Origin of the sequence: Halomonas sp. YLB-10, from assembly GCF_003856855.1 — a bacterium.
In the GTDB taxonomy this organism is placed as follows: domain Bacteria; phylum Pseudomonadota; class Gammaproteobacteria; order Pseudomonadales; family Halomonadaceae; genus Halomonas; species Halomonas litopenaei.
This window is the reverse complement of record NZ_RRCU01000001.1, coordinates 390,773-410,922: the sequence shown is the minus strand read 5'-3', so window position 1 is coordinate 410,922 and position 20,150 is coordinate 390,773. Positions and strand designations below refer to the sequence as shown.

The window sequence follows — 20,150 nt, the reverse complement described above, 5'->3', positions numbered from 1 at the left end:
GGCTGAGGCTTGCTCAGGCTGGGCGGAGCTGACCGCGCTCCTCGGTGACGATGATGTCCGGGTCGGGACGGCTGTCGTTGACGTAGCTGCGAAAGCGCTTGAGCTTGTCCGGATCGGCCAGGGCGCCCGCCCACTCGCACTCGTAGGTATCGATGACGTGCTGCATCTGGCGTTCGAGCTCCTCGCCGATGCCCAGACTGTCGTCGAGCACCACCGCCTTGAGGTAGTCGAGGCCTCCCTCGAGGTTTTCGCGCCACACAGAAGTCCGCTGCAGTCGATCGGCGGTGCGTACGTAGAACATCAACAGACGGTCGATGGCCTGGATCAGGGCCTGGTCATCCAGGTCGGTGGCGAACAGCTCCGCATGACGCGGACGCATGCCGCCGTTGCCGCAGACGTACAGGTTCCAGCCATGCTCGGTGGCGATGACGCCGATGTCCTTGCTCTGGGCCTCGGCGCACTCGCGGGTGCAGCCGGACACCGCAAACTTGAGCTTGTGCGGCGAGCGCAGTCCCTTGTAGCGATGCTCGAGTCGCAGCGCCATGCCGACGCTGTCCTGGACGCCGTAGCGGCACCAGCTGCTGCCGACACAGGATTTCACCGTGCGCAGCGACTTGCCGTAGGCGTGTCCGGTTTCGAAGCCAGCGTCGATCAGTTCCTCCCAGATGGCCGGCAGGTCCTCGAGACGCGCGCCAAACAGGTCGATGCGCTGGCCGCCGGTGATCTTGGTGTAGAGGCCGTACTTCTTGCCCACCTGGCCCAGCACGATCAGCTTGTCCGGGGTGATCTCACCGCCGGCGATACGCGGCACCACGGAAAAGGTGCCGTTCTTCTGCATGTTGGCCATGAAGGTGTCATTGGTATCCTGCAGCGGGATATGCGCCGCGTCGGTGATCGGTTCGTTGAAGCAGGAGGCCAGGATCGAGGCCACCGCCGGCTTGCAGACGTCACAGCCGAGACTCGGCGCCCCGTCGTCCAGGATGGTGCCGTGTCGGGTCATCAACTCGCTGAAGGTCTTGATGCCCTCGACCCGGACGATATCGAAGAGCTGCTGGCGGGTGTGGGCGAAGTGCTCGCACAGGGAGGTGTCGACTTCCATGCCGCGGGCCGCCAGTTCATGGTCGAAGACGTTCTTGAGCAGCGCCGCACAGCCGCCGCAGCCGGTACTGGCCTTGGTCGTCCCCTTGACCGCGCCGAGGTCCTCGCAGCCGGCGTCGATGGCGGCGCTGATGGCGCCCTTGGTGACGTTGTGGCACGAGCAGATGGTGGCACTGTCCGGCAGGGCGTCCGGGCCCAGCGCCGGCGCCGGTTCGCTGGAGGGCACGATCAACGAGGCGGGGTCCGCCGGCAGATCCAGGTTATTGGCGTAGTACTGCATCAGGCTGTCGTAGGCGGAGTTGTCGCCCACCAGCATGGCGCCGAGCAGGCGCTTGCCGTCACCGGAGACCACCAGCTTGCGATAGACCTGCTGGATCTGGTCGAAGTATCGGTACTGCTTGGCGCCGGGATGGCGGTTAGCGTGGGCGTCGCCGATGGCCCCCACGTCGACCCCCATCAGCTTGAGCTTGGTGCTCATGTCGGCCCCGGTGAAGGTCGAATCGCCACCGCACAGGGTGTCGGCCGCGGCCTTGGCCATCTGATAACCGGGGGCGACCAGACCGAAGATGCTGTTGTTGTACAGCGCGACCTCGCCCACCGCGAGGATGGCGGGATCGCTGGTCAGGCAGTGGTCATCGATCACCACGCCGCCACGTTCGCCGATCTCGAGCCCGCACTCGCGGGCCAGCTCGTCCCGGGGGCGTATGCCGGCGGAGAACACGATCAGATCGGTCTCCAGCACCTTGTCGTCCTGAAATACCATGCGCAGACGGCTGGCTTCACCGGGGACGATCTCGCGGGTCGCTCTTTCGGTCAGCACCTGGACGCCCAGGCCCTCGATCTTTTCCTTGAGCAGTTCACCGCCTTGCTCGTCCACCTGCATCGGCATCAGACGCGGGGCAAATTCGACCACCGCGGTGTCCAGGTCGAGGCCGCGCAGGGCGTTGGCGGCCTCCAGCCCGAGCAGTCCGCCCCCCACCACCACGCCGGTATTGGCGGTGGCGGCGGCGGCGCGAATGGCGTCGAGATCGTCCAGGGTGCGGTAGACCAGGCAGCCCTCGCGATCATTGCCGGGAATCGGCGGGACGAAGGGGAAGGAACCGGTGGCCAGCACCAGACGGTCGAAGTCGAGGTAGCCAGCGTCGGTGTGAACGCGCCGTGCATCGCGATCGATGGCGGTGACCGCCTGGTGCAACTTGAGCTCGATGCCGTGCTCGGCGTAGTAGTCGGCGGTGGACAGCGCCAGGGACTGGGCGTCGCGGCCGCTGAAGTACTCCGACAGGTGCACTCGGTCGTAGGCCAGATGACGTTCCTCGCCGAACACCACGATGCGGTAGCGGCGGTGCTGATCACGTTCGACCAGCTGCTCGACCAGGTGGTGACCTACCATGCCGTTGCCTACCACGACCAGGGTGGGGCGGGTATCCGTGGCGTCGCTGTCGGGAGCATTGTGTGCGGCGAGATTGTGCTTTGTGCTGGACATCAGGCGGCATCCTGTTCGGTGGTCGATGGGTCGGTGTCGGTGGTGGCGTCGTCCGCCAGCAGGGCCTCGGTATCGGCCTGGCCCAGCAGCAGCGAGTGGCGCGCTCGGTCCAGTCGCTGGCCTTGCTCGGCGAGCCGGAATAGCCAGGGGCCCATGCGGGTATCGCCGTAGAGCACGGCGCCCTCGAGTCGGCCGTCGCGCAGCAGCAGTCGGCGGTATTCGCCCTGGTCGCGATAGCTGAGGACCTCATGTCCGTCCTCGGCCTCGGTGGGGCCGAAGGCGTACAGCGAGACGCCGGAAACCTTGAGCTTGGTGGCGCAGGCGCGTTCGTGGTAAGGCGCCGAGGGCTCGCCGCACAGGCGACTGGCCAGTACCTCGACCTGATGCCAGATCGGCTCCACCAGGCCGTAGGTGGTGTCCTCGAACTGGCAGCATTCGCCGAGGGCAGAAATGTCGGGGTCCGAGGTGGCCAGGGTGTCGTCGACGACGATGGCGCGATCGCAATCGAGCCCCGCATCCCTGCCCAGCTCGGCGTTGGGGGTGATGCCGGCGGCGATCACCACGCAGTTCGCCGGCAGCAGGCGCTCGTCGTCTTCCAGGCGCACACCGACCACCTGGCCGTTTTCATCGCCGACGATCTCGGCCAGCCGCGCCCCGGTCTTCAGATGGATGCCGCGTCCTTCGATTTCGCTTGCCAGCATGGTGCTGGCGGTGGCGTCCAGCTGCCGGTTCATCAGGCGCGGTGAGCGTTGCAGCACGCATACCTGCATGCCTCTGGCGGCGAGGCCGGCGGCGGCCTCCAGGCCCAGCAGGCCACCACCGACCACCACCGCCGCGCCGCCAGCCTTTGCTGCGTCGGCCAGGCGCGCCGCATCGTCCAGATCGCGAAAGCCCGACACGCCCGTCAGCGTGATGCCGGGGATCTGTGGCATGGCGCTGCGCGAACCCAGCGCCAGCACCAGGTGGTCGTAGGGGATCACCTCGCCGTCGTCGCACTCGACCAGGCGCCGGGTACGATCGATCCGTTCCACCCGCGCGCCCAGGCGCTGATCGACCGTGACGGCGGAGTCATGCGGCGGTGTCAGCGTCAATCCATCCTGCTCGACATCGCCGGCCAGCCAGCTCGACAGCAGAATGCGGTTGTAGGCCGCGTGCGGTTCGGCGCCGATCACGGTGATGTGTCGTGGGGCACCACTCTGGGCCGCCAGGGTCTCGATCAATCGATGCGCGGCCATGCCGTTGCCGACGATCACCAGGTGGGGAAGACGTGCGTCATCAGACCTCGTCGGGGAAGACGAGCCGGCCTGGGTCATTTCGGAACGGGACCTTGAGTCAGGCAGGCCAGAGGAGCGGGGCCTGGAGTCAGAAGGACCAGTGGAATATGGCATCGCATGGGCTCCAAAAACGCCAAAGACGTCTCTCACACCTCCGGCGTCGGAGGGTGAAGAGACGTCTTTGTCTAGTGTCGGTGCGATCGCCGTTGACCGCCGCCGGCATTCGCCGGCACTTGCTACAGGCTATCCAAGTTTCATGCCTGTTTTACGTTTTGTGCAGGTAAAACAGCCTGTTGGTGCAGGCCCTGGTGGCGGGCGTCAGCACCGGTCAGGCAGGGTTCAGGGCGTGTCGGCACCGTACTGGTGCGTGGCGGCGTCGTAATGCACAGCGCTGTAGCACTCCTCCAGGGTGGCGGTGTCGAGCTGTCGCCCGCGAGCCTCGAGCAGCGGCGACAACCGCTGGATCAGCCCCTCGAAGTCGGCCGTCAGGGGGCGCAGTCGCTCACCGATGCAGGGGTAGCCCGGGGCGGCTTCCAGCGGCAGCTCGTCGAGATGGCCTACGGCTTCATCGAGGTAGGGGGGCAGTGCCAGCCAGGCCAGGGTCTGGCGTCTGGCCTCAGGCGCCTTGTCCAGCCACAGGGCGGCGGCCTGGAGGGCGCGCAGCAGCGCGGACAGGGTATTCGGGTAGCGCCGAGCCCAGGAGGCCGTCACCCCCAGCACCTTCTCGGGATGCGCCGGCATCAGTTCTGCACCGCTGGCCACCACTCGACCCACCTGACGATGCTGGGCCAGGCTGCCCCAGGGCTCGCCGACGCAGAAGCCATCGATCTCGCCTTCGCGCAGGGCGTCCACCATGCGCGGGGGCGGCAGCGCGACCAGTTCGACCTCGCTGTCGACGTCGATGTCGCCGCGGGCCAGCCAGTCACGCAGCAACAGGTGCTGGCAGGAGTAGGGGTAGACCATGGCCAGGCGTGGCCGGGTGCCTTCTTTCAGCGAGGCCTTGAAGCGTCGGGCCAGTTCGCTGGCCGCGCCGAAGGCGCCGGGCTCCCCGTTGTCGACCGAAGCGCCGACCGCATCGGCCAGGCGGCGAGACAGCACCAGCGTATTGCCCTGGCGGCTCAGCACCGCGGCGGCCAGGGTGTCACAAGGCGCGCGGGACAGCCCCAGGCTCATGGCCAGCGGCATTGGCGCCAGCATCTGGGCGCCGTCAAGCAGGCCGGCGGCGACCTTGTCGCGCAGGGTGGACCAGGCGTTCTCGCGTGACAGGCTGACCTCGACCCCCTGGGCGGCGAAGAAGCCGCCTTCCCGGGCGATGATCAACAGCGCAGCATCCAGCAGTGGCACGAATCCCAGGGTCAGGCTGGCGAGCTCGGGTGGATGCGGCGCGCCAGTTCTGGACGTGCTGGCCGCGTCAGAAGACAGCGATGGACTCATGATCCCTTCTCCAGTGGCTTGAGGATGTCGATGACGTTCTGGGCGACCTGTGCGATGCGCTGGCCGCGGTCCATGGCCAGCTTGCGCAGCATGCGGTAGGCCTGTTCCTCATCGCAGCTCTGATGCTTCATCAACAGGCCCTTGGCCTGTTCGATGCGCTTGCGGTCGGCGAGCTGATTGCGTGCCTTGTCGAGGTCGCGGCGCATTCCCTGAAAGGCTTCGAAGCGGGCGATGGCGACATCGATGACCGCCTTGACGCGGTTGGCCGCCAGACCGTCCACCACATAGGCGCTGACGCCGGCCTTCACCGCCGCCTTGAGCGATTCGGGGTCGTGCTGGTCGGCGAAGAACACCACCGGTCGAGGGTTTTCCCGCTGCAGCAGCGCCATGCTTTCCAGGGTGTCCCGGTCAGGCGATTCCATGTCGATGATGACCACGTCGGGTTGATGCTGCTGCACCATGTCGTTGAGGCTGGCCGGGCTTGACAGTCGGCAGACCACCTGGTGTCCGTCCAGCGCAAGCGCCTCTTCGACCATGGCGGCGCGCACTATCTCGTCGTCGACCAGCAGGACCTTCAAGGTGTCGTGTTCGGGCATGGGCGTGGCTCGATGATGCTGTCGCTCGATAGAGCTCGAGTCGACATGATGAAGGGTGCACCTTGGGTGCCTCTGCACCTGTCAGCGCAAAAGGCGTTCCATTTTCGATCTTGTCGTTTTCTGTCAGGGAGATAACCCCCTGCAAAGCCGCCGCCGTGCCCCCGCAGATATGCCGGGCAGGCGCTCGCGCACCGAAAGGGTGCGTAAACGGTGGCCTCTATCGTTCGTTGTGGTGCGAGCCTGGGGTCTGTCAGACGTCTTCTCGCCACCATCGCCTGGGCAAACGTCAGAAAAAACGTCGTGGCTTCAATTGGCTGGCACCAGCATTCCACACTGCAGGGGGCGATTATGGTGTTCTGGCACAGGGTTTGCTTTGGTTACTGGCAAAGCTAGTGCCGTTGTTGGTGCCATGGGCATCACTAAGCCGAGCCAGATGACTACGTCGAGCCCGATCACTAGGCCGAGCCAGATCACTAGGCCGAGCCAGGAAGGGTCCCGACGCTGGTGGCGGGTGGGCCGGTCCGACAACTCGTCTGCAACGGGCGCTAGCACACACGAAATCCAGCGCGGGATTTCATCCGGCAACGACGCCCATCTCCTCGAGCCTCGCTCGACGGGATGGGCGTCGTGCGTTTGGGCCGCAGCAAGACCCGACCGATCAAGGCCCGGCCGCTAGCGGAGCGATGATCTGCCGATGAGATGCCGACGATATGCCAAGGCAGCAAGATGGCCCAGAGGAGAGCGCGATGACCCGGACGGATAGCGACAGCACGGAGATCGACAGCGGTGCTGGCGGCGAGGCCACAGGCACCACCTGTCCCTACTGCGGGGTCGGCTGTGGCATCGAGCTACGTCGCGATGGCGAGTCGGTCACCCTCCAGGGCGATCGGGATCACCCGGCCAACTTCGGGCGCCTGTGCGTCAAGGGCTCGGCCCTGGCGGAGACCCTTGGCGTTCAGGGGCGCTTGACGCGACCCAGGGTGGACGGTCGCGAAGCCGACTGGGACAGCGCGCTGGACGCCGTGGCCGAGCGTCTCGGAGCGATTGCCGAGGGCAGCGGTCCAGAGGCCATCGCCGGCTACCTGTCCGGGCAGCTATTGACCGAGGACTACTACGTCGCCAACAAGCTGTTCAAGGGGTTTCTCGGAACACCGCACCTGGATACCAACTCGCGGCTGTGCATGGCGTCGGCGGTGGCGGCCTACAAGCGCACCCTGGGCGCCGACGCCGTCCCCTGCAACTACGAGGACCTGGAAGAGGCCGAACTGGTGGTGCTGGTGGGGTCCAATCTGGCCTGGAACCATCCGGTGCTGTATCAGCGGCTGCGTCTGGCCAAGACCCGCAATCCGCTGATGCGGGTCGTGGTCATCGATCCTCGGGTCACCGACAGCTGCGAGATCGCCGATCTGTACCTGGGGCTGCGCCCCGGCAGCGACGCTTTGCTGTTCAATGGCCTGCTGGCCTGGATGGCCCGTCGCCAACGGCTCGATGAGGTCTATCTGAAGCGCCATGTGGACGGCGCCGAAGAGACGATTGCCGCCGCCCTGGACGAGGCCTCGGACATCGAGGCGGTGGCGGCGGCCTGCGATCTCGACGCCGAGCGCCTCGAGACCTTCTACTACTGGTTTGCCACCCAGCTGCACGTGGTCACGCTTTACTCCCAGGGGGTCAACCAGTCGACCAGCGGCACCGACAAGTGCCAGGCCATCCTCAACTGCCACCTGGCCGGCGGCAAGATTGGCCTGCCCGGCGCCGGTCCCTTTTCCATCACCGGCCAGCCAAACGCCATGGGCGGGCGCGAGGTCGGCGGACTGGCCAACCAGCTGGCCGCCCATATGGACTACCACACCCCGGGCGCCATCGAACGGCTGACCCGCTTCTGGTCGACCGAGGCGCTGGTGCCGACGCTGCCCCGGGAGCCCGGCCACAAGGCGGTCGAACTGTTTCAGGCCGTCGAGCGCGGCGACATCCAGGCGCTGTGGATCATGGCCACCAACCCTCTGGTGAGCCTGCCGGATGCCGACCGGGTACGCCGCGCCATCGAGCGCTGTCCGCTGGTGATCGTGTCGGAGTGCATGGCCGACACCGACCTGGTGGAACTCGCCGATATCGTGCTGCCGGCCAGCGGCTGGTCGGAAAAGGACGGTACCGTCACCAACTCCGAACGGCGTATCTCGCGCCAGCGCGGGCTCCTGCCGCCGCCTGGCGAGGCCCGCCACGACTGGTGGATCCTGTGCCGGGTGGCCGAGCGCCTGGGCTTCGGCGAGGCCTTCGCCTATGACCACCCCAGCGAGATCTTCGACGAGCATGCGCGCCTGTCGGGCCTCGACAACCAGGGACGGCGGGCCTTCGATATTTCCGGGCTGGCGGGGCTGTCCCGGGTCGAGTACGACGATCTGGCTCCGATCCAGTGGCCGGTGACGGCAAGCGCACCACGAGGCACCGCGCGGCTGTTCGAAAGCGGCCGCTTCTACACCGAGAGCGGTCGGGCCCGGCTGTGGCCGGTGAGCGCCCGGGCGCCGCGCCAGGCGACTGATGCCGACTTTCCGCTGCGGCTGAATTCGGGGCGGGTGCGCGATCAGTGGCACACCATGACCCGTACCGCCAGGGCCAGCCGACTGATGAATCACCGCTCCGAGCCCTTCGTCGAGGTCCACCGGGATGACGCCGAGGCCCTGGGGCTGTGTGACCAGGGGCTCGCCAGGATCCGCTCGCGCAGCGGCGAGATGCGCGCCCGCGTCAGGGTCTCTGCCGCCCAGCGCCGTGGGGAAGTGTTCGTGCCCATCCACTGGACACCGCGCTTCAGTCACTCGCCACTGGCGGGGAGCCTGTTCGCCCCGGACGTCGATCCGCTTTCTGGCCAGCCGGAGACCAAGCATGGCGCGGTGGCGGTCACGCCGCTGCAGCACGCCTGGGAGGCGACCCTGGTGGTTTCCCGGGCACTGGCCCAGCAGGGACCGCCCGAGGGTTCGGGCCTGGCGGCCCGGGTGGTCGAGGGGACCAACTACTGGACGCGGGTCCCGCTGGCCTCGGCGGAGCGATGGCAACTGGCCGGTGAGCCGATCGAGCCAGGGGGGGGTGAGAAAGGGGGGGGTGAGAAAGGGAGCGTCGAGAAAGCGGGCGTCGACCGCGATTGGCTCGACTGGGCCGCACGCCAGTTGCCGGGGGAGCTGGGCCCGGTGGCCCAGGACCCGGCCAGTGGTCGCTGGCGCCTGGCGGGGTTCGAACAAGGACGCCTGTGCTGGTGGCTGATGGTTGGCCCGGTCAGCGAACTGCCGGGGCTTGGCTGGCTGTGCGAGCGCTTCGACGAGGCCGCGCGTGGCGAGGCCATGGGGCAGCAGCATCGGCGGCGAGTGCTGGCGGCCTGTCATGACGGCGCCGCCGACCAGGGGCCGATCGTGTGTAGCTGCCATCAGGTGGGGCGTACCCCGATCCAGCGGGCGATTCGTGCCGGCGACGACAGCGTCGAGGCGCTCGGTGCGCGGCTGGCCTGTGGCACCCAGTGCGGCAGTTGTATTCCCGAATTGAAGAGTCTGGTGGAAGAGGAGAAGAGCCGTGGTCGCATCGAGCGCGCACAACCCCAGTCGGCCTAGAGACCGGCAGGGTCACCTTGCTGAAGCGGGGACGAAGCCTTGGCTGGCACGTCGTCTGGACGGGCTGTCGATGCTGCTGGGGCGACTGGCAGGGCAAAGCCAGCATTTGGCCGACCGGCTGGCTTCCCTGTCCGCTGCCAGCGGCGCTGGCCATCGGTCAGGCGGCGCTGTTGGCCGGGTCGCGCTGGTGGGGGCTGGCAGCGGCGCGGGTGAACTGCTGACGCTCAAGGCGCTGGATCGGATCGAACACGCCGACGCGGTGGTCTACGACCGCCTGGTGGGGCCCGAGGTACTGGCGATGATTCCGGCCGGTGTCGAGCGCCACTATGTCGGCAAGGCCAGGGGCCACCACAGCGTCGATCAGGCGCAGATCGGCACCCTGCTGGTGGCGCTGGCGCGCCAGGGCAAGGCGGTGGTGCGCCTCAAGGGCGGCGATCCGGGCATCTTTGGACGCCTGGGGGAAGAACTCGACGCCCTCGACGAGGCCGGCATAGCGCGTGAGATCGTGCCCGGCATCTCGGCGGCGGCCAGCGCCTGCGCCGCCATGGGGATTCCGCTGACCGATCGCGGCCACGCCCAGAGTCTTCGCCTGATCACCGCCCAGCAGTGTCGCGAGGGGGGCGAGCCGGACTGGGCATCGCTGGCCCGACGCGACGAGACCCTGGTGTTCTACATGGGGCTCAACAAGCTTGGAGCGATTACCCGTGGCCTGCGTGGCGCAGGCCTGCCACAGGACTGGCCGGTGATGCTGGTGGCCAACGCCAGTCTTCCTGAGATGGCCTCGTTGGTGGGCACCCTTGGCGATATCGATCAGCGCCTGGCGGAGAGCCCCCTGCCATCCCCCTGCCTGATCATCGTCGGCGGCGTGGTGTCGCGGGTAGCGGCAGGCGCGGCGGCAACGGCTGCGTTGCAGACTACACGAGGGGCCAGCGACGCCAGTTGCTAGTGGCTGGCGACCTGATCGTGGCTCAGGGTTCAGGCTCTGCTTTCAACGTCGACGGAGCCTCTGACCGGGCAGCCTCTTGAAGCATGTCTCTCAGCGCTGATGCGGCGGCGGACAGCGGCGCACGGCGGCGGTAGAGAATGCCGAGCCGACGTGGCAGGCATGGCGATACGAGGACACGGTGGTCCAGGCCCACAGGGGAGATCAGGCGCAGGCTCAGGGAGGGCAGCACACTGATCCCCAGTCCCGCCGCCACCATGCGACCCACCGTGGCGAGTTGCCCCGCTTCGCACTGCAGGTCCAGTGACCCTCCGATGTCGGCCATCACTCGATCGATCTCCTGGCGAGAGCTGGATTGGCGGTGAATGCCGATGAACGGATGATCCATCAAGGCCCGCCAGGGGACCCTGTCCAGCGCCAGCAGGGGATGCCCCAGGGGGCAGATCACCACATTGTGATCAGAGACGATCGGCTGAAAGTCCAGGTCATCGGCGCCCTGGGGCTCGACCGACAGGCCGAAGTCAGCACGCTCTTCCCGAACCAGAGCGGCGACCTCATCGGCGAGAACGTCATGCAGGCTCAGCTTGATCTGAGGATAGCGGCGGCGAAAGTCGGCGATGACACCAGGCAAGAGCCCGCCGGCCAGGGTCGGTAGTGCCGCGACGGTGATCTTGCCGCGGCGCTTGGAGAACGTGGCTTCCAGGTCATCGAGCGCATCTTTCCAGTCACCCAGCAGGCGCAACGCCACCGGAAGAAAGTCTCTGCCTTCAGGCGTCAGCACCAGCTGACGAGCGTCGCGGCTGAACAGCAGACCACCTACCTGGGATTCCAGATTGCGCAGGGCAATGGAGATCGCCGGCTGTGAGCGATGCAGTCGTTCGCTGGCCTGGGACAGCGAGTGAGACTGGGCCACGGCGACAAAGGCCTGCAACTGCTGGATGCTGGGTTTCATAAATTTATTAAAACGTTTCCAAAAAACTATTCAATAGTCAAAAGGTGGTGTCGGGACCATGCTCAGGATGTCGCCTTCCCACAGAGACAGGCGAATGGCTCGTGGCGGCGTTGGTCCACAGCGCCGGTCCACTGTTCAGTTCCGCGAGCCCTGCAACACGGTCAACAACAACATGCCCTTTGAAGGGCTGGAGAACGCCATGAACCGCCGAGTGACCCTGTGCGCGGCCGCCGCCGCGATGATCGCCACATCCTCCGTCTACGCCCAGGACCGATTGCTGATCGGCTCCACGTCCAGTTCCTCAAGCCATTACGGCTACTTTGTTGCCGTCAACCAGATCATCAACGAGCACCTGGAGGGCGTCAGTTCCTCGGTGGCCGAGACCGGCGCCACGGTCGACAACTTGCGTCGCCTGAGCCGCGATCAGGTCGACATGGGGCTGGTCACGACCAACACCGGCTATCAGGCCTATTCCGGCACCGGCGAATACGCCTCTCGGCCGGTCGATACCCGTCTGTTGTGGGTCTACACCGTGGCGCCCCAGAACGTGGTGATGCGTCAGGACGCCGGCGTCGAGGATCTCGCCGGTCTGGACGGCGTTCGCTTGAACCCGGGGATTACCGGATCGTCCACCGAGGCGACCTCCGAGGCGGTCTTCGCCACCCTCGGCATCGAGCCAGACTATGTTCGTGGGTCCACCAGCGACGTGGTGGACTCGATCAAGGATGGGCGCATCGCCGGCTACGTAAAGTCTGGCGTCGGCGAACGCCTGGACGGTTCCAGCCTGGATATCGCGACCTTCACCGACGTCGCCGTGCTGTCGCTTGATCAAGCCCAGGCCGACACACTGCGCGAACAGATGCCGGAACTGGCGGTGGTGGATATCCCGGCGGGTGCTGCTGAAGACATTCCTGGTTACACCACCTGGGCGTTTGGCGTCGCGGTCCATGCCTCTCCGTCACTGGACGAGCAGACTGCCTATGAGATCGTCAAGGCGGTGATGGAGAACCCCGAGCCTCAGGTCAACGCCTTTGGCGCTCTGGAAGGTGCCGATATGGCGCAGATGACCCTGACGGTTGGTAGCGTGCCGTTGCACGCCGGTGCCGCGCGCTACTACGAAGAGCAAGGGCACGCGATTCCCGAAGCGCTGACCCCCGCCGACTGATCGAGGCCGTCCCATGCTGACACTGCTTTCCCGGGGCCTGGCGTTGTCGCTGGGCGCCTTGATCCTCTATACCTCGGCGTTCGGCGCGTTCGAAAGCCTGGTCCAGCGCAGTCTCTTTCTGACACTGGTGCTGCTGCTCGGCTTGACGCTTTATCCCTTGGGTCGGGGCACGTCCTGGCGGCGCATCGGTGGCGTGGTCGATGTTCTGTTGGCCCTGGGTGTGGTGGTGGCGTGCGTCTACGTGGCGCTGAACCAGCAGCGGATTCTGACCGAACTGCCCTGGGCCACACCACGCGACATGGCGCTGTGCGCTGTGCTGGTGGTGACCGTACTGGAGCTGTCGCGTCGGGCGATCGGCGCGATCTTCCCGTTGCTGGTGCTCGGCGGCCTGGCCTACGCCTGGCTCGGTGCTGCCATTCCCGGGCCGCTGGGCCATCGAGGCTTCGATGTCTTCTACATCACCGAGACGCTCTACCTGGGGGATCTCGGGGTCTGGGGCATGCTGGTAGGAGTGGCAGCCACCACCATCGCGGCCTTCGTCATGTTTGGGGGGCTACTGCTGCATACCGGGGGTGGCAACACCTTCATGGATATCGCCCTGCGTATCAGCGGGCGCTCTCCGGGTGGGGCGGCCAAGGTGGCCACCGTGGCCTCGGGGCTGTTCGGCATGGTCAGCGGCAGTGCGGTGGCCAACGTCGCCACCACCGGCAATTTCACCATCCCGATGATGAAGCGCCTGGACTATCCGCGCCCCTTCGCGGCTGGGGTCGAGGCGGTGGCCTCCACCGGAGGCCAGGTGGCCCCGCCGATTCTCGGCGCTGCGGCCTTCATCATGGCTGAGATACTGGGCGAAAGTTACCTGCGCATCGCTCTGGCAGCGCTGTTGCCGGCGGTACTGTTCTACCTGGGCGTGTTCATGACCATCCATCTGGTCGCGCGACGTCGCGGGCTAAGGGTGGTGCCTGCCGAAGACCTGCCGGCCTGGTCTGAGGTGCTGCGAGCGTCACGTCTGATCCCGATCCTCGCTGCTCTCGGCGGTCTGTTCGCCGGCGTGCTGAGTGGCAAGTCGATCCAGACTGCGGCCTTCTACGGTATCGCCATGACGGTGATCACCTTCGTGCTGTTCGCCGTGCTGGCACGGCGCTCGCCGCGAGACATCGTCAACACCCTGTTCGCCGGTCTCGAAGACGCCGGTCGCGGCATGGTGATCATTGGCGTGCTATTGGCAGGCGCCCAGGTTCTGGTGGCGATGATCGGCATGACCGGCATCGGCGTGACCCTGACCAGCCTGATCGTCGACGTAGGCCAGTCCACCATGATCGTGGCCTTGATCGTGGCGCTGGTGTGTCTGATCCTCGGCATGGGGATCCCGACCACCGCCGCCTACGTGCTGGTGGCCTCGGTGCTGGCACCGGCCCTGACCAGTATCGACGTGGACCCGCTGATCGCCCATCTGTTCGTGTTCTACTACGCCACCCTGTCGGTGATCACACCGCCGGTCTGTGTCGCCGTCTTCGTCGCCTCCGGCATCGCCAATACGCCTTGGCTGAAGTCTGCGGTGGAAGCCGTTCGCCTGGCGGCGGCGATCTACGTGATTCCCTTTCTGCTGCTGGTATATCCGGCCCTGGCCGGCTTTGGCGATGGCATCGACATCCTGTTGGCGGCGAGCCAGGGGGTGGTCTTCGTGCTGGCCTTCGCATCCTTGATGTCTCGCGCCGCCTTCACCGGCCGGCCGTGGCTGGACGTCCTGGCGCTGGTGGCCCTCATTGCCCTGGCGCTGACCCCTGGCTGGCTATCCACCCTGGCGGCGCTGGTGGGCGTGTTCGCGATGTTCGTCTCCAGGCGTCGCCAACTGGGCAGGCTCGACAGCGCCCATGAATCGGTTGTCGGCGCCAGCACCCACTCGGAGGAGATCACCCGATGAGCTTTCTACTTGGTAGCGGTGCGGGCTTTTCCGGTGATCGTACCGATGCCGCGATCGCCGTGGTGGCGGAACTGGCCCGGCGCGGAGAACCCTGCGCACTGGTCTTCGAGACCCTGGGGGAACGCACCTTGGCGGGGGCTCACCGGCGTCTGCGTGACGATCCCGAAGGAGGCTACGAGCCGTTGATCGAAGAATTGCTCGAGCCGGTTCTCGCCACCTGCCAGGACAATGGCATCGCGATTCTCGGCAACTTCGGCGCCGCCGACCCGGCCAGCGCCTGCTGTCGTGTGCACACTCTGGCGCGACGGCTGGAGCTGGGGGCGCTGGAGGTGGCGGAGGTATTTGGCGATGACGTCCGTGACCGGCTGGAGGCGCTCGACCTGACACGCTGGGAGGCCGAATCCAGAGACCTGCCCGAAGCAGGAGCCCTGGTGTCGGCCAACGTCTATCTTGGTGCGGCGCCGCTGGTGGAGGCGCTCGAGCTCGGCGCCGAGGTCGTGGTCGCCGGCCGGGTGGCCGATCCGGCGCTGTTTCTGGCCCCTCTGATCAAGCATTTCGGTTGGTCGTGGGACGACTGGGACCTGCTGGCGGCAGGTACCATGGCGGGGCACCTCGGCGAGTGCGGTTCGCAGGTCAGTGGTGGGTATTTCGCCGATCCCGGGTTCAAGGACGTCCCGGACATGGCGCGGCTTGGCTATCCGATTATCGAAGTCGAGGCGGATGGCACCCTGGTGGTGACCAAGCCGCCGGGGACCGGTGGCCTGGTCACGATCGAGACGGTCAAGGAACAGTTGCTCTACGAGGTCCATGACCCCAGCGCCTATCTGACGCCCGATGTGGTGGTGGACCTGACAAGCGTGCGTCTTGAGCAGGTCGGTATCGACAGGGTGGCGGTGACCGGTATCCGAGGCAAGCCTGCCCCCGACCGATTGAAGACCACCGTATGCCACGATGCCGGCTGGCAGGGAGAGGCGGAAATTTCCTACGCCGGCCCCAATGCGCTGGAACGAGCCAGGTTGGCCGCCGATGTGCTGCGTGAGCGTCTGAGCTTCCGTGCTCCACCGGATCTCAAGGCGCGTTTCGACATCATCGGGCACCTCAGCGTCTTCAATGATGACGCCGGCCAACTGACGGGGTCGGGAAACCGTGATGGCGACTACCGCCTGCGTTTGGCGGTAGAGCACCCGAAGAAGCGTTGGGTCGAGCGTGCCACCCAGGAGCTGCTGGCACTCTACTGCGCAGGACCTGCGGGTGGCGGAGGGGTACGGCGGCAGTTCCAGCGTCGCTTGCTCAGCTCATCCTATCTGGTGCGGCGCGAGGATATCGTGGCCGGCGCGAGGCTCAAGTCTGCAACCCGAGGAGAACCGGCATGAGTCAGGAGAGCAATGCTGCGAGGCGTGCTGCACCAGAGCGGCTGCACGATATTGCCCACGCCCGGGCCGGTGACAAGGGTGATCGTCTGAACATTGCACTGTTTGCCTATCGGCACGACGACTATGAGCGGTTGGTGTCATTGGTGACCGAGGACAGGGTCAAGGCCATGTTCGCCCATCGAGGGGTAACACGCGTGCAACGTTATCTGATGCCTGCGCTGGGCGGGATGAACCTGGTCCTTGATGACGTGCTCCAGGGTGGCGTCAATGGCGCGCTGAACCTGGATGGTCACGGCAAGACGCTTTCCTTTCTGTTGCTGTCGATGTCACTGGATAGTGTCTAGAACAAGGTGTCAGGCATGGGGCTCGAGGCTGGTGCTGTCATTTAGGCGACAGCACCAGAGTGGCATGGCCGTTGGCGGTACCTGGCGTGACGGTGCCGGTCTTCACGTAGCGGGCCAGAAAGTCGAGCATCAAGATGTTGCCGCCCTGCGCATGAAGGTTGGTGTCGATCCAGCGGTAGGCATCGAAGGCGCTGCCTTCGGGGGTGATCGGCAGTGGCGCCAGGCTACCTGTGTGGATCAGCTGGATACCCACGCCGCTGGCGCTTTGCTCTTCGTTGTCCAAGGCCAGAATGCCCTGATTCCCGCCGGGATCGTAGGCCGCCGCCTTGCCCAGCACGGCCCACTTGATGTCGCCGTCGGTGTGACACCAGGCGGTGACGTGCACCGGGGTGTCGGCGACGCCCGTGGCGGGCTGGCCCAGGGTGGTGAAGCGATGGCTGCCCACCTCTCCCAGTGACACCGAGACATTGTTGATGCCATGGCAGGGATTGATTCTAACCCGTGTACTCTGGGCCAGCTGCAGCCTGACCAGATTGAATAGTTCGTGGTTGGCCCCGGAGGGCGTGCCCTGGCTGTTCAGCAACGAGAACAGGCTGAAGCCGGCGTTGTTGTTGTTCTGAAGCTGTACACCGCTGGTGCCGGGGGAACCGGCCATGCGGTAGAGCGTGACCTTGATCTGGAAGGGGGGAAGCTGGCGCCAGTTGACGGCGTAGTCGCCGATGGGGCAGTTGATTTCTATCAAGGGGGGGTAACCCTCGGCGGCACCCGTCCCCAGCAGGGCGTCGCGGCAGGGGATGCCGTGGATCTCCCCGCCGATCGGCGGAAGGTTCTTGTTGGGGGAAGCGGAAACCCAGGAGAACGCATGGGCGTTGCCGTTGACCAGCAATTCGGTGGTATAGCCGACGCTGCCGCTGCCCCCGCCGCCGTAGGGATTGCGGCTACCGCTGTCCTGCATGATGTAGACGCGCCCGTCGGCGCTGTCCACGCTGATGCCGGGGACCGGGTAGTAGCCGCTGGACTGGGAGTAGTGCTGCTCGAGCCACCAGTACTTGATCGCGTCGTCCTGATTGTTGCAGGTAGCGACCCAGCCTCCTTTGATCGCATAGAGCTGGCTGCCGGGGATGACCGCCGTGGCGATGGGCGTGCCGACGGCCACGTTTTCGTCGAGCACGATCTCGGCGCCAAAATTTACCGTCAGAGGCTGGTCACTCCATGGTGGGTTGATGCGTCGGCAGCTGGCCTCCACCGAGGTCGCCGACAGCAGTGCGGCGATCGACAGCAGCAAGCCGAGAAGTCTGATGGCGAAACGCAGCGGAGCGCTCGCGCTGCGGGTCTTCAAGCCGATGGTGCGCATTCACGTTGTCTCCAGCAGGTCTTTCAGTGGCGTTGGCTGGCAGGGGCTGGTGACGATCGGTATCTCGTCGCTGTCCGTCGGAGGCGTCCAGACAGGACGTGCCCAGCAACGTCGTTCGCCTCCCAACGTCACCTGGAGCGAGGTACCGGGCGTCAGATCGCGCAGTAGCAGCATGCCGCCGGCGCCGACCACCCCCAGCTTGCGTCCGTCGGTGGCGCTGACTTCGGCGCCCAGCGGTACGCCCCGGCCGTTCTGCTCCAGCACGATCACCACCGGCAGCCCGGTTCGAGTGGCGAAGCGCAGTGGCACCACCGCGCCGGCATAGGGCGCGACATCGATCGAAGTTCGCTGAAATTCCACCGAGGTGGCGGCGCCGCGCGGGTCCAGCTGGACCGCGTTGTCGTGGTAGGCCGTCAAGTAGGGGACCAATGCCTCGCCGTCATCGTCGAGGGTCAGGTTGGCGGCGTTGGTGACGCGAGCGCCGGCGCCCCCCGGGGCGCTGACCAGGCCTACGGTATCGCCGGTGCTCTGGCCGAAGGTCACGCCGTGGCGGTGTATCAGCACGGCGCCGCTGGCGCCGATGGAAAGTTGTCGGTAGTCGTCGCTTTTCGAGCCTGCCGCGGTGAAGCGGCCGACGGAGGTTCCGCTCGACAGGTTGAGCCCGTAGGAGCGGTAGCGCTCATTCGGGCCGCGGGTCTGATTGGCGAACAGCCCGTAGGACAGCTCGCGTTCGTCGCCCAGGGTGCCGGTGAGGTCGAGGTGGGCATCGTCATGATGGCGGCTGTCACGACTGGCGGAGACACCCAGACGTGGGGCGAAGGACGCGTTGGACAGTGGCAGCGTCAGCGATACCAGCGCGCGGTGCTCGGCCTCTCCTTCGCGGTTGTCGGTGCGCGACAGGTTGAGGGCCAGGCTGACGCGCCCGATGCGGTGACTCAGACTCAGCTGGTAGGACGACTCGGTGCCGCCGCGATGCCAGTAGTCCGCCAGGCTGCCGGTTGCGGAGATGCGTGTACGTGGCCCGAGGGGCTGGCTCAGATTGAGCTGCAGGCGACTGCGTTGATCGATGGTCGTGCTGTTGTCTACGTATCCTTCGTCTGCCTGAGCGCCGTCGTCGTCAGCGTCGGCAATCCAGGCGGCGTCGGCCAGCGACACGAACCCCGTGGTCGAGTAGCGATACGCCGCCAGATTGATGTCGGTATCGGTGGATTGCAGGTGGCGGCTGTAGGAGGCCTCGAGACTCCAGCCGTTGCGACCTCCCTGGGGAAGGTCGGCATGGGCGTACTGGGCATCGACAGCAATGGCCCCCGCGGGGGTATTGAAGGCGGCGCCGATCAGTGGAGACCAGTAGTGTTCACTGAGCTGGGCGCCGCCGTAGGCGGTGATGGCGTTGCCGAGCCCCCGTCGATAGCCGGCCTCCAGCAGTGAGGGAGGGTCATCGAGGCCTTTGGCATGGTACTGACCGGCGGCCAGCGAGAGGCGCGATTGACCCGGTCTCAGCAGGCCCGGGACGGCAGCGTAGGGCACGCTATAACGCTCGACGCGTCCATCGGCCTCGGTGACTTTCACCTCAAGATCGCCCCCGTAGCCGGTGGGATAGAGGTCGTCGATCTCGAAGGGGCCGGGAGGCACGCTGGTCTCGAGCAGACGCCGTCCCTGCTGGGAGATGGTGACATGCGCCTGGGTTCTGGCGCTGCCGCGGACCACGGGAGCGTAGCCACGTCGACTGTCGGGCAGCATGCGGGTCTCTGTGCGTAGCGTAACCCCGCGCAGCGCCAGCGAATCGAAGAAGTCCCCTCGGGTGTTGATCTCGCCGGCCCGCAGCAGCAAGCCCTGGTCCGGCAGGGGCCGCTGAACGTAGTGATGAAGGCTGTCCCAGTCGACGTCGCCGTCATCGCTGCGGGAAACGTTGAGGCTGCTGCGAAACTGCCACAGGCCAAGGTTGGCGCCGAGCGTCGTGCCGAGAAAGGCACTTTGATAGTGCCCTTCGTCGGTGCTCGAGCGATAACCGTTCACTTGATAGTTGGCCAGCAGGGCGGTGGTGCCGGGCTCCCAGCGCGCGCTGTCGACCTGGCCACGAGGCAGCCGATGAAGCAACGCCTGGGGCACGCTGAGGTGGGCACGCAGGTCACCGATGGCGAGATCCAGGCTGGCGCCGGGCAGGGCGGCGTCCACCCCCAGAAAGCAGTTGGCGTCCAGCCGGCAGCTATGTCGCACTTCCTGTTCGAGGGCCGGCTCAAGGCGTGCGGCCAACCAGGCGTCCAAGGGCAGGGTAAGTCGCTGTGTTCCGTCCGGGATGTCCTCGACACGTAGCGGATAGCGTCCCAGCGGCGTCTGGTTGAGGGTCAGATCGACCAGATAGTCGCCTGGTAGCACGTAGTCCGGTCGGGAGAAGCGACGCATGTCGAGACTGGCGTCTTCGAGGAAGGCTGGGTCGAAGGTCACCTCGTCGGCCTGGACCGGCCGTGGCCCAGTTACCGTCGCCACCACTGCCGCCGCGACCACCAATGCCGCTCGCCACCGGTAGCGCCCGGCGGTGAAGCACCACCGGCAGGGGGGAGGATGTCTGGCAGCGGCCAGCGGCGTCGACTCGGTAGACGGTAGTGCCATGTCGTCG

Annotated in this window: 13 protein-coding genes; 6 read left to right on the top strand and 7 right to left on the bottom strand. The window is 66.3% G+C overall.

All coding sequences use genetic code 11. The annotated features are described in order from the left end of the window. Window positions 1–13: 13 nt before the first annotated feature. The 4 genes from nirB to EBB56_RS01575 all read right to left on the bottom strand — a co-directional run bounded on the left by nirB (window position 14) and on the right by EBB56_RS01575 (window position 5,885). Window positions 14–2,581 (bottom strand): nitrite reductase large subunit NirB, encoded by a 2,568-nt coding sequence (gene nirB / locus EBB56_RS01590; RefSeq protein ID WP_124802556.1) that lies wholly within the window; start codon window positions 2,579–2,581, stop codon window positions 14–16. Beyond that, window positions 2,581–3,894, bottom strand: coding sequence for an NAD(P)/FAD-dependent oxidoreductase (locus EBB56_RS01585; RefSeq protein ID WP_124802554.1), 1,314 nt, complete (start codon window positions 3,892–3,894; stop codon window positions 2,581–2,583). The genes nirB and EBB56_RS01585 overlap by 1 nt, the downstream gene beginning before the upstream one ends. Before the next feature lie 300 nt (window positions 3,895–4,194). Next, window positions 4,195–5,289 (bottom strand): CmpA/NrtA family ABC transporter substrate-binding protein, encoded by a 1,095-nt coding sequence (locus EBB56_RS01580; RefSeq protein ID WP_124802552.1) that lies wholly within the window; start codon window positions 5,287–5,289, stop codon window positions 4,195–4,197. After that, window positions 5,286–5,885: an ANTAR domain-containing response regulator gene (locus tag EBB56_RS01575; protein WP_045994380.1), complete on the bottom strand. Its 600-nt coding sequence runs from the start codon at window positions 5,883–5,885 to the stop codon at window positions 5,286–5,288. Before EBB56_RS01575 ends, EBB56_RS01580 begins: the two co-directional genes overlap by 4 nt. Before the next feature lie 746 nt (window positions 5,886–6,631). Between EBB56_RS01575 and EBB56_RS01570 the strand changes: the two genes are divergently transcribed. Both EBB56_RS01570 and cobA read left to right on the top strand, forming a co-directional pair. Then, entirely contained in the window at window positions 6,632–9,478 is a 2,847-nt protein-coding gene (locus EBB56_RS01570) for a nitrate reductase (protein ID WP_124802550.1), read from the top strand. A gap of 70 nt (window positions 9,479–9,548) precedes the next feature. Beyond that, window positions 9,549–10,424, top strand: coding sequence for a uroporphyrinogen-III C-methyltransferase (cobA, locus tag EBB56_RS01565; RefSeq protein ID WP_124802548.1), 876 nt, complete (start codon window positions 9,549–9,551; stop codon window positions 10,422–10,424). Between the two features lie 22 nt (window positions 10,425–10,446). Here cobA and EBB56_RS01560 read toward each other — a convergent pair whose 3' ends face one another. Beyond that, a complete protein-coding gene (locus EBB56_RS01560) occupies window positions 10,447–11,373 on the bottom strand; it encodes a LysR family transcriptional regulator (protein WP_124802546.1) in 927 nt (308 codons plus the stop codon). Window positions 11,374–11,572: 199 nt separating this feature from the next. On the opposite strand from EBB56_RS01560, the gene EBB56_RS01555 reads away from it, so the two are divergent. Genes EBB56_RS01555 through EBB56_RS01540 form a run of 4 tightly spaced genes read left to right on the top strand, consistent with a single transcriptional unit; the run spans window position 11,573 to window position 16,179 of the window. After that, the gene (locus EBB56_RS01555) at window positions 11,573–12,538 is read left to right on the top strand and encodes a TAXI family TRAP transporter solute-binding subunit (protein WP_124802544.1); all 966 of its coding nucleotides are present in this window, start codon (window positions 11,573–11,575) and stop codon (window positions 12,536–12,538) included. A 13-nt stretch (window positions 12,539–12,551) separates the two neighbouring features. After that, on the top strand, window positions 12,552–14,462 hold the full coding sequence (locus EBB56_RS01550) for a TRAP transporter fused permease subunit (protein WP_124802542.1): 1,911 nt from the start codon (window positions 12,552–12,554) through the stop codon (window positions 14,460–14,462). Continuing rightward, window positions 14,459–15,835, top strand: coding sequence for an acyclic terpene utilization AtuA family protein (locus tag EBB56_RS01545; protein ID WP_124802540.1), 1,377 nt, complete (start codon window positions 14,459–14,461; stop codon window positions 15,833–15,835). Before EBB56_RS01550 ends, EBB56_RS01545 begins: the two co-directional genes overlap by 4 nt. Further along, entirely contained in the window at window positions 15,832–16,179 is a 348-nt protein-coding gene (locus EBB56_RS01540) for a hypothetical protein (RefSeq protein WP_124802538.1), read from the top strand. The genes EBB56_RS01545 and EBB56_RS01540 overlap by 4 nt, the downstream gene beginning before the upstream one ends. 37 nt (window positions 16,180–16,216) lie before the next feature. Here the strand turns inward: EBB56_RS01540 and EBB56_RS01535 are convergent, their stop codons facing one another. Next, window positions 16,217–17,533 (bottom strand): fimbrial protein, encoded by a 1,317-nt coding sequence (locus EBB56_RS01535; protein ID WP_124802536.1) that lies wholly within the window; start codon window positions 17,531–17,533, stop codon window positions 16,217–16,219. Then, entirely contained in the window at window positions 17,534–20,143 is a 2,610-nt protein-coding gene (locus EBB56_RS01530; protein ID WP_124802534.1) for a fimbria/pilus outer membrane usher protein, read from the bottom strand. Window positions 20,144–20,150: the final 7 nt, after the last annotated feature.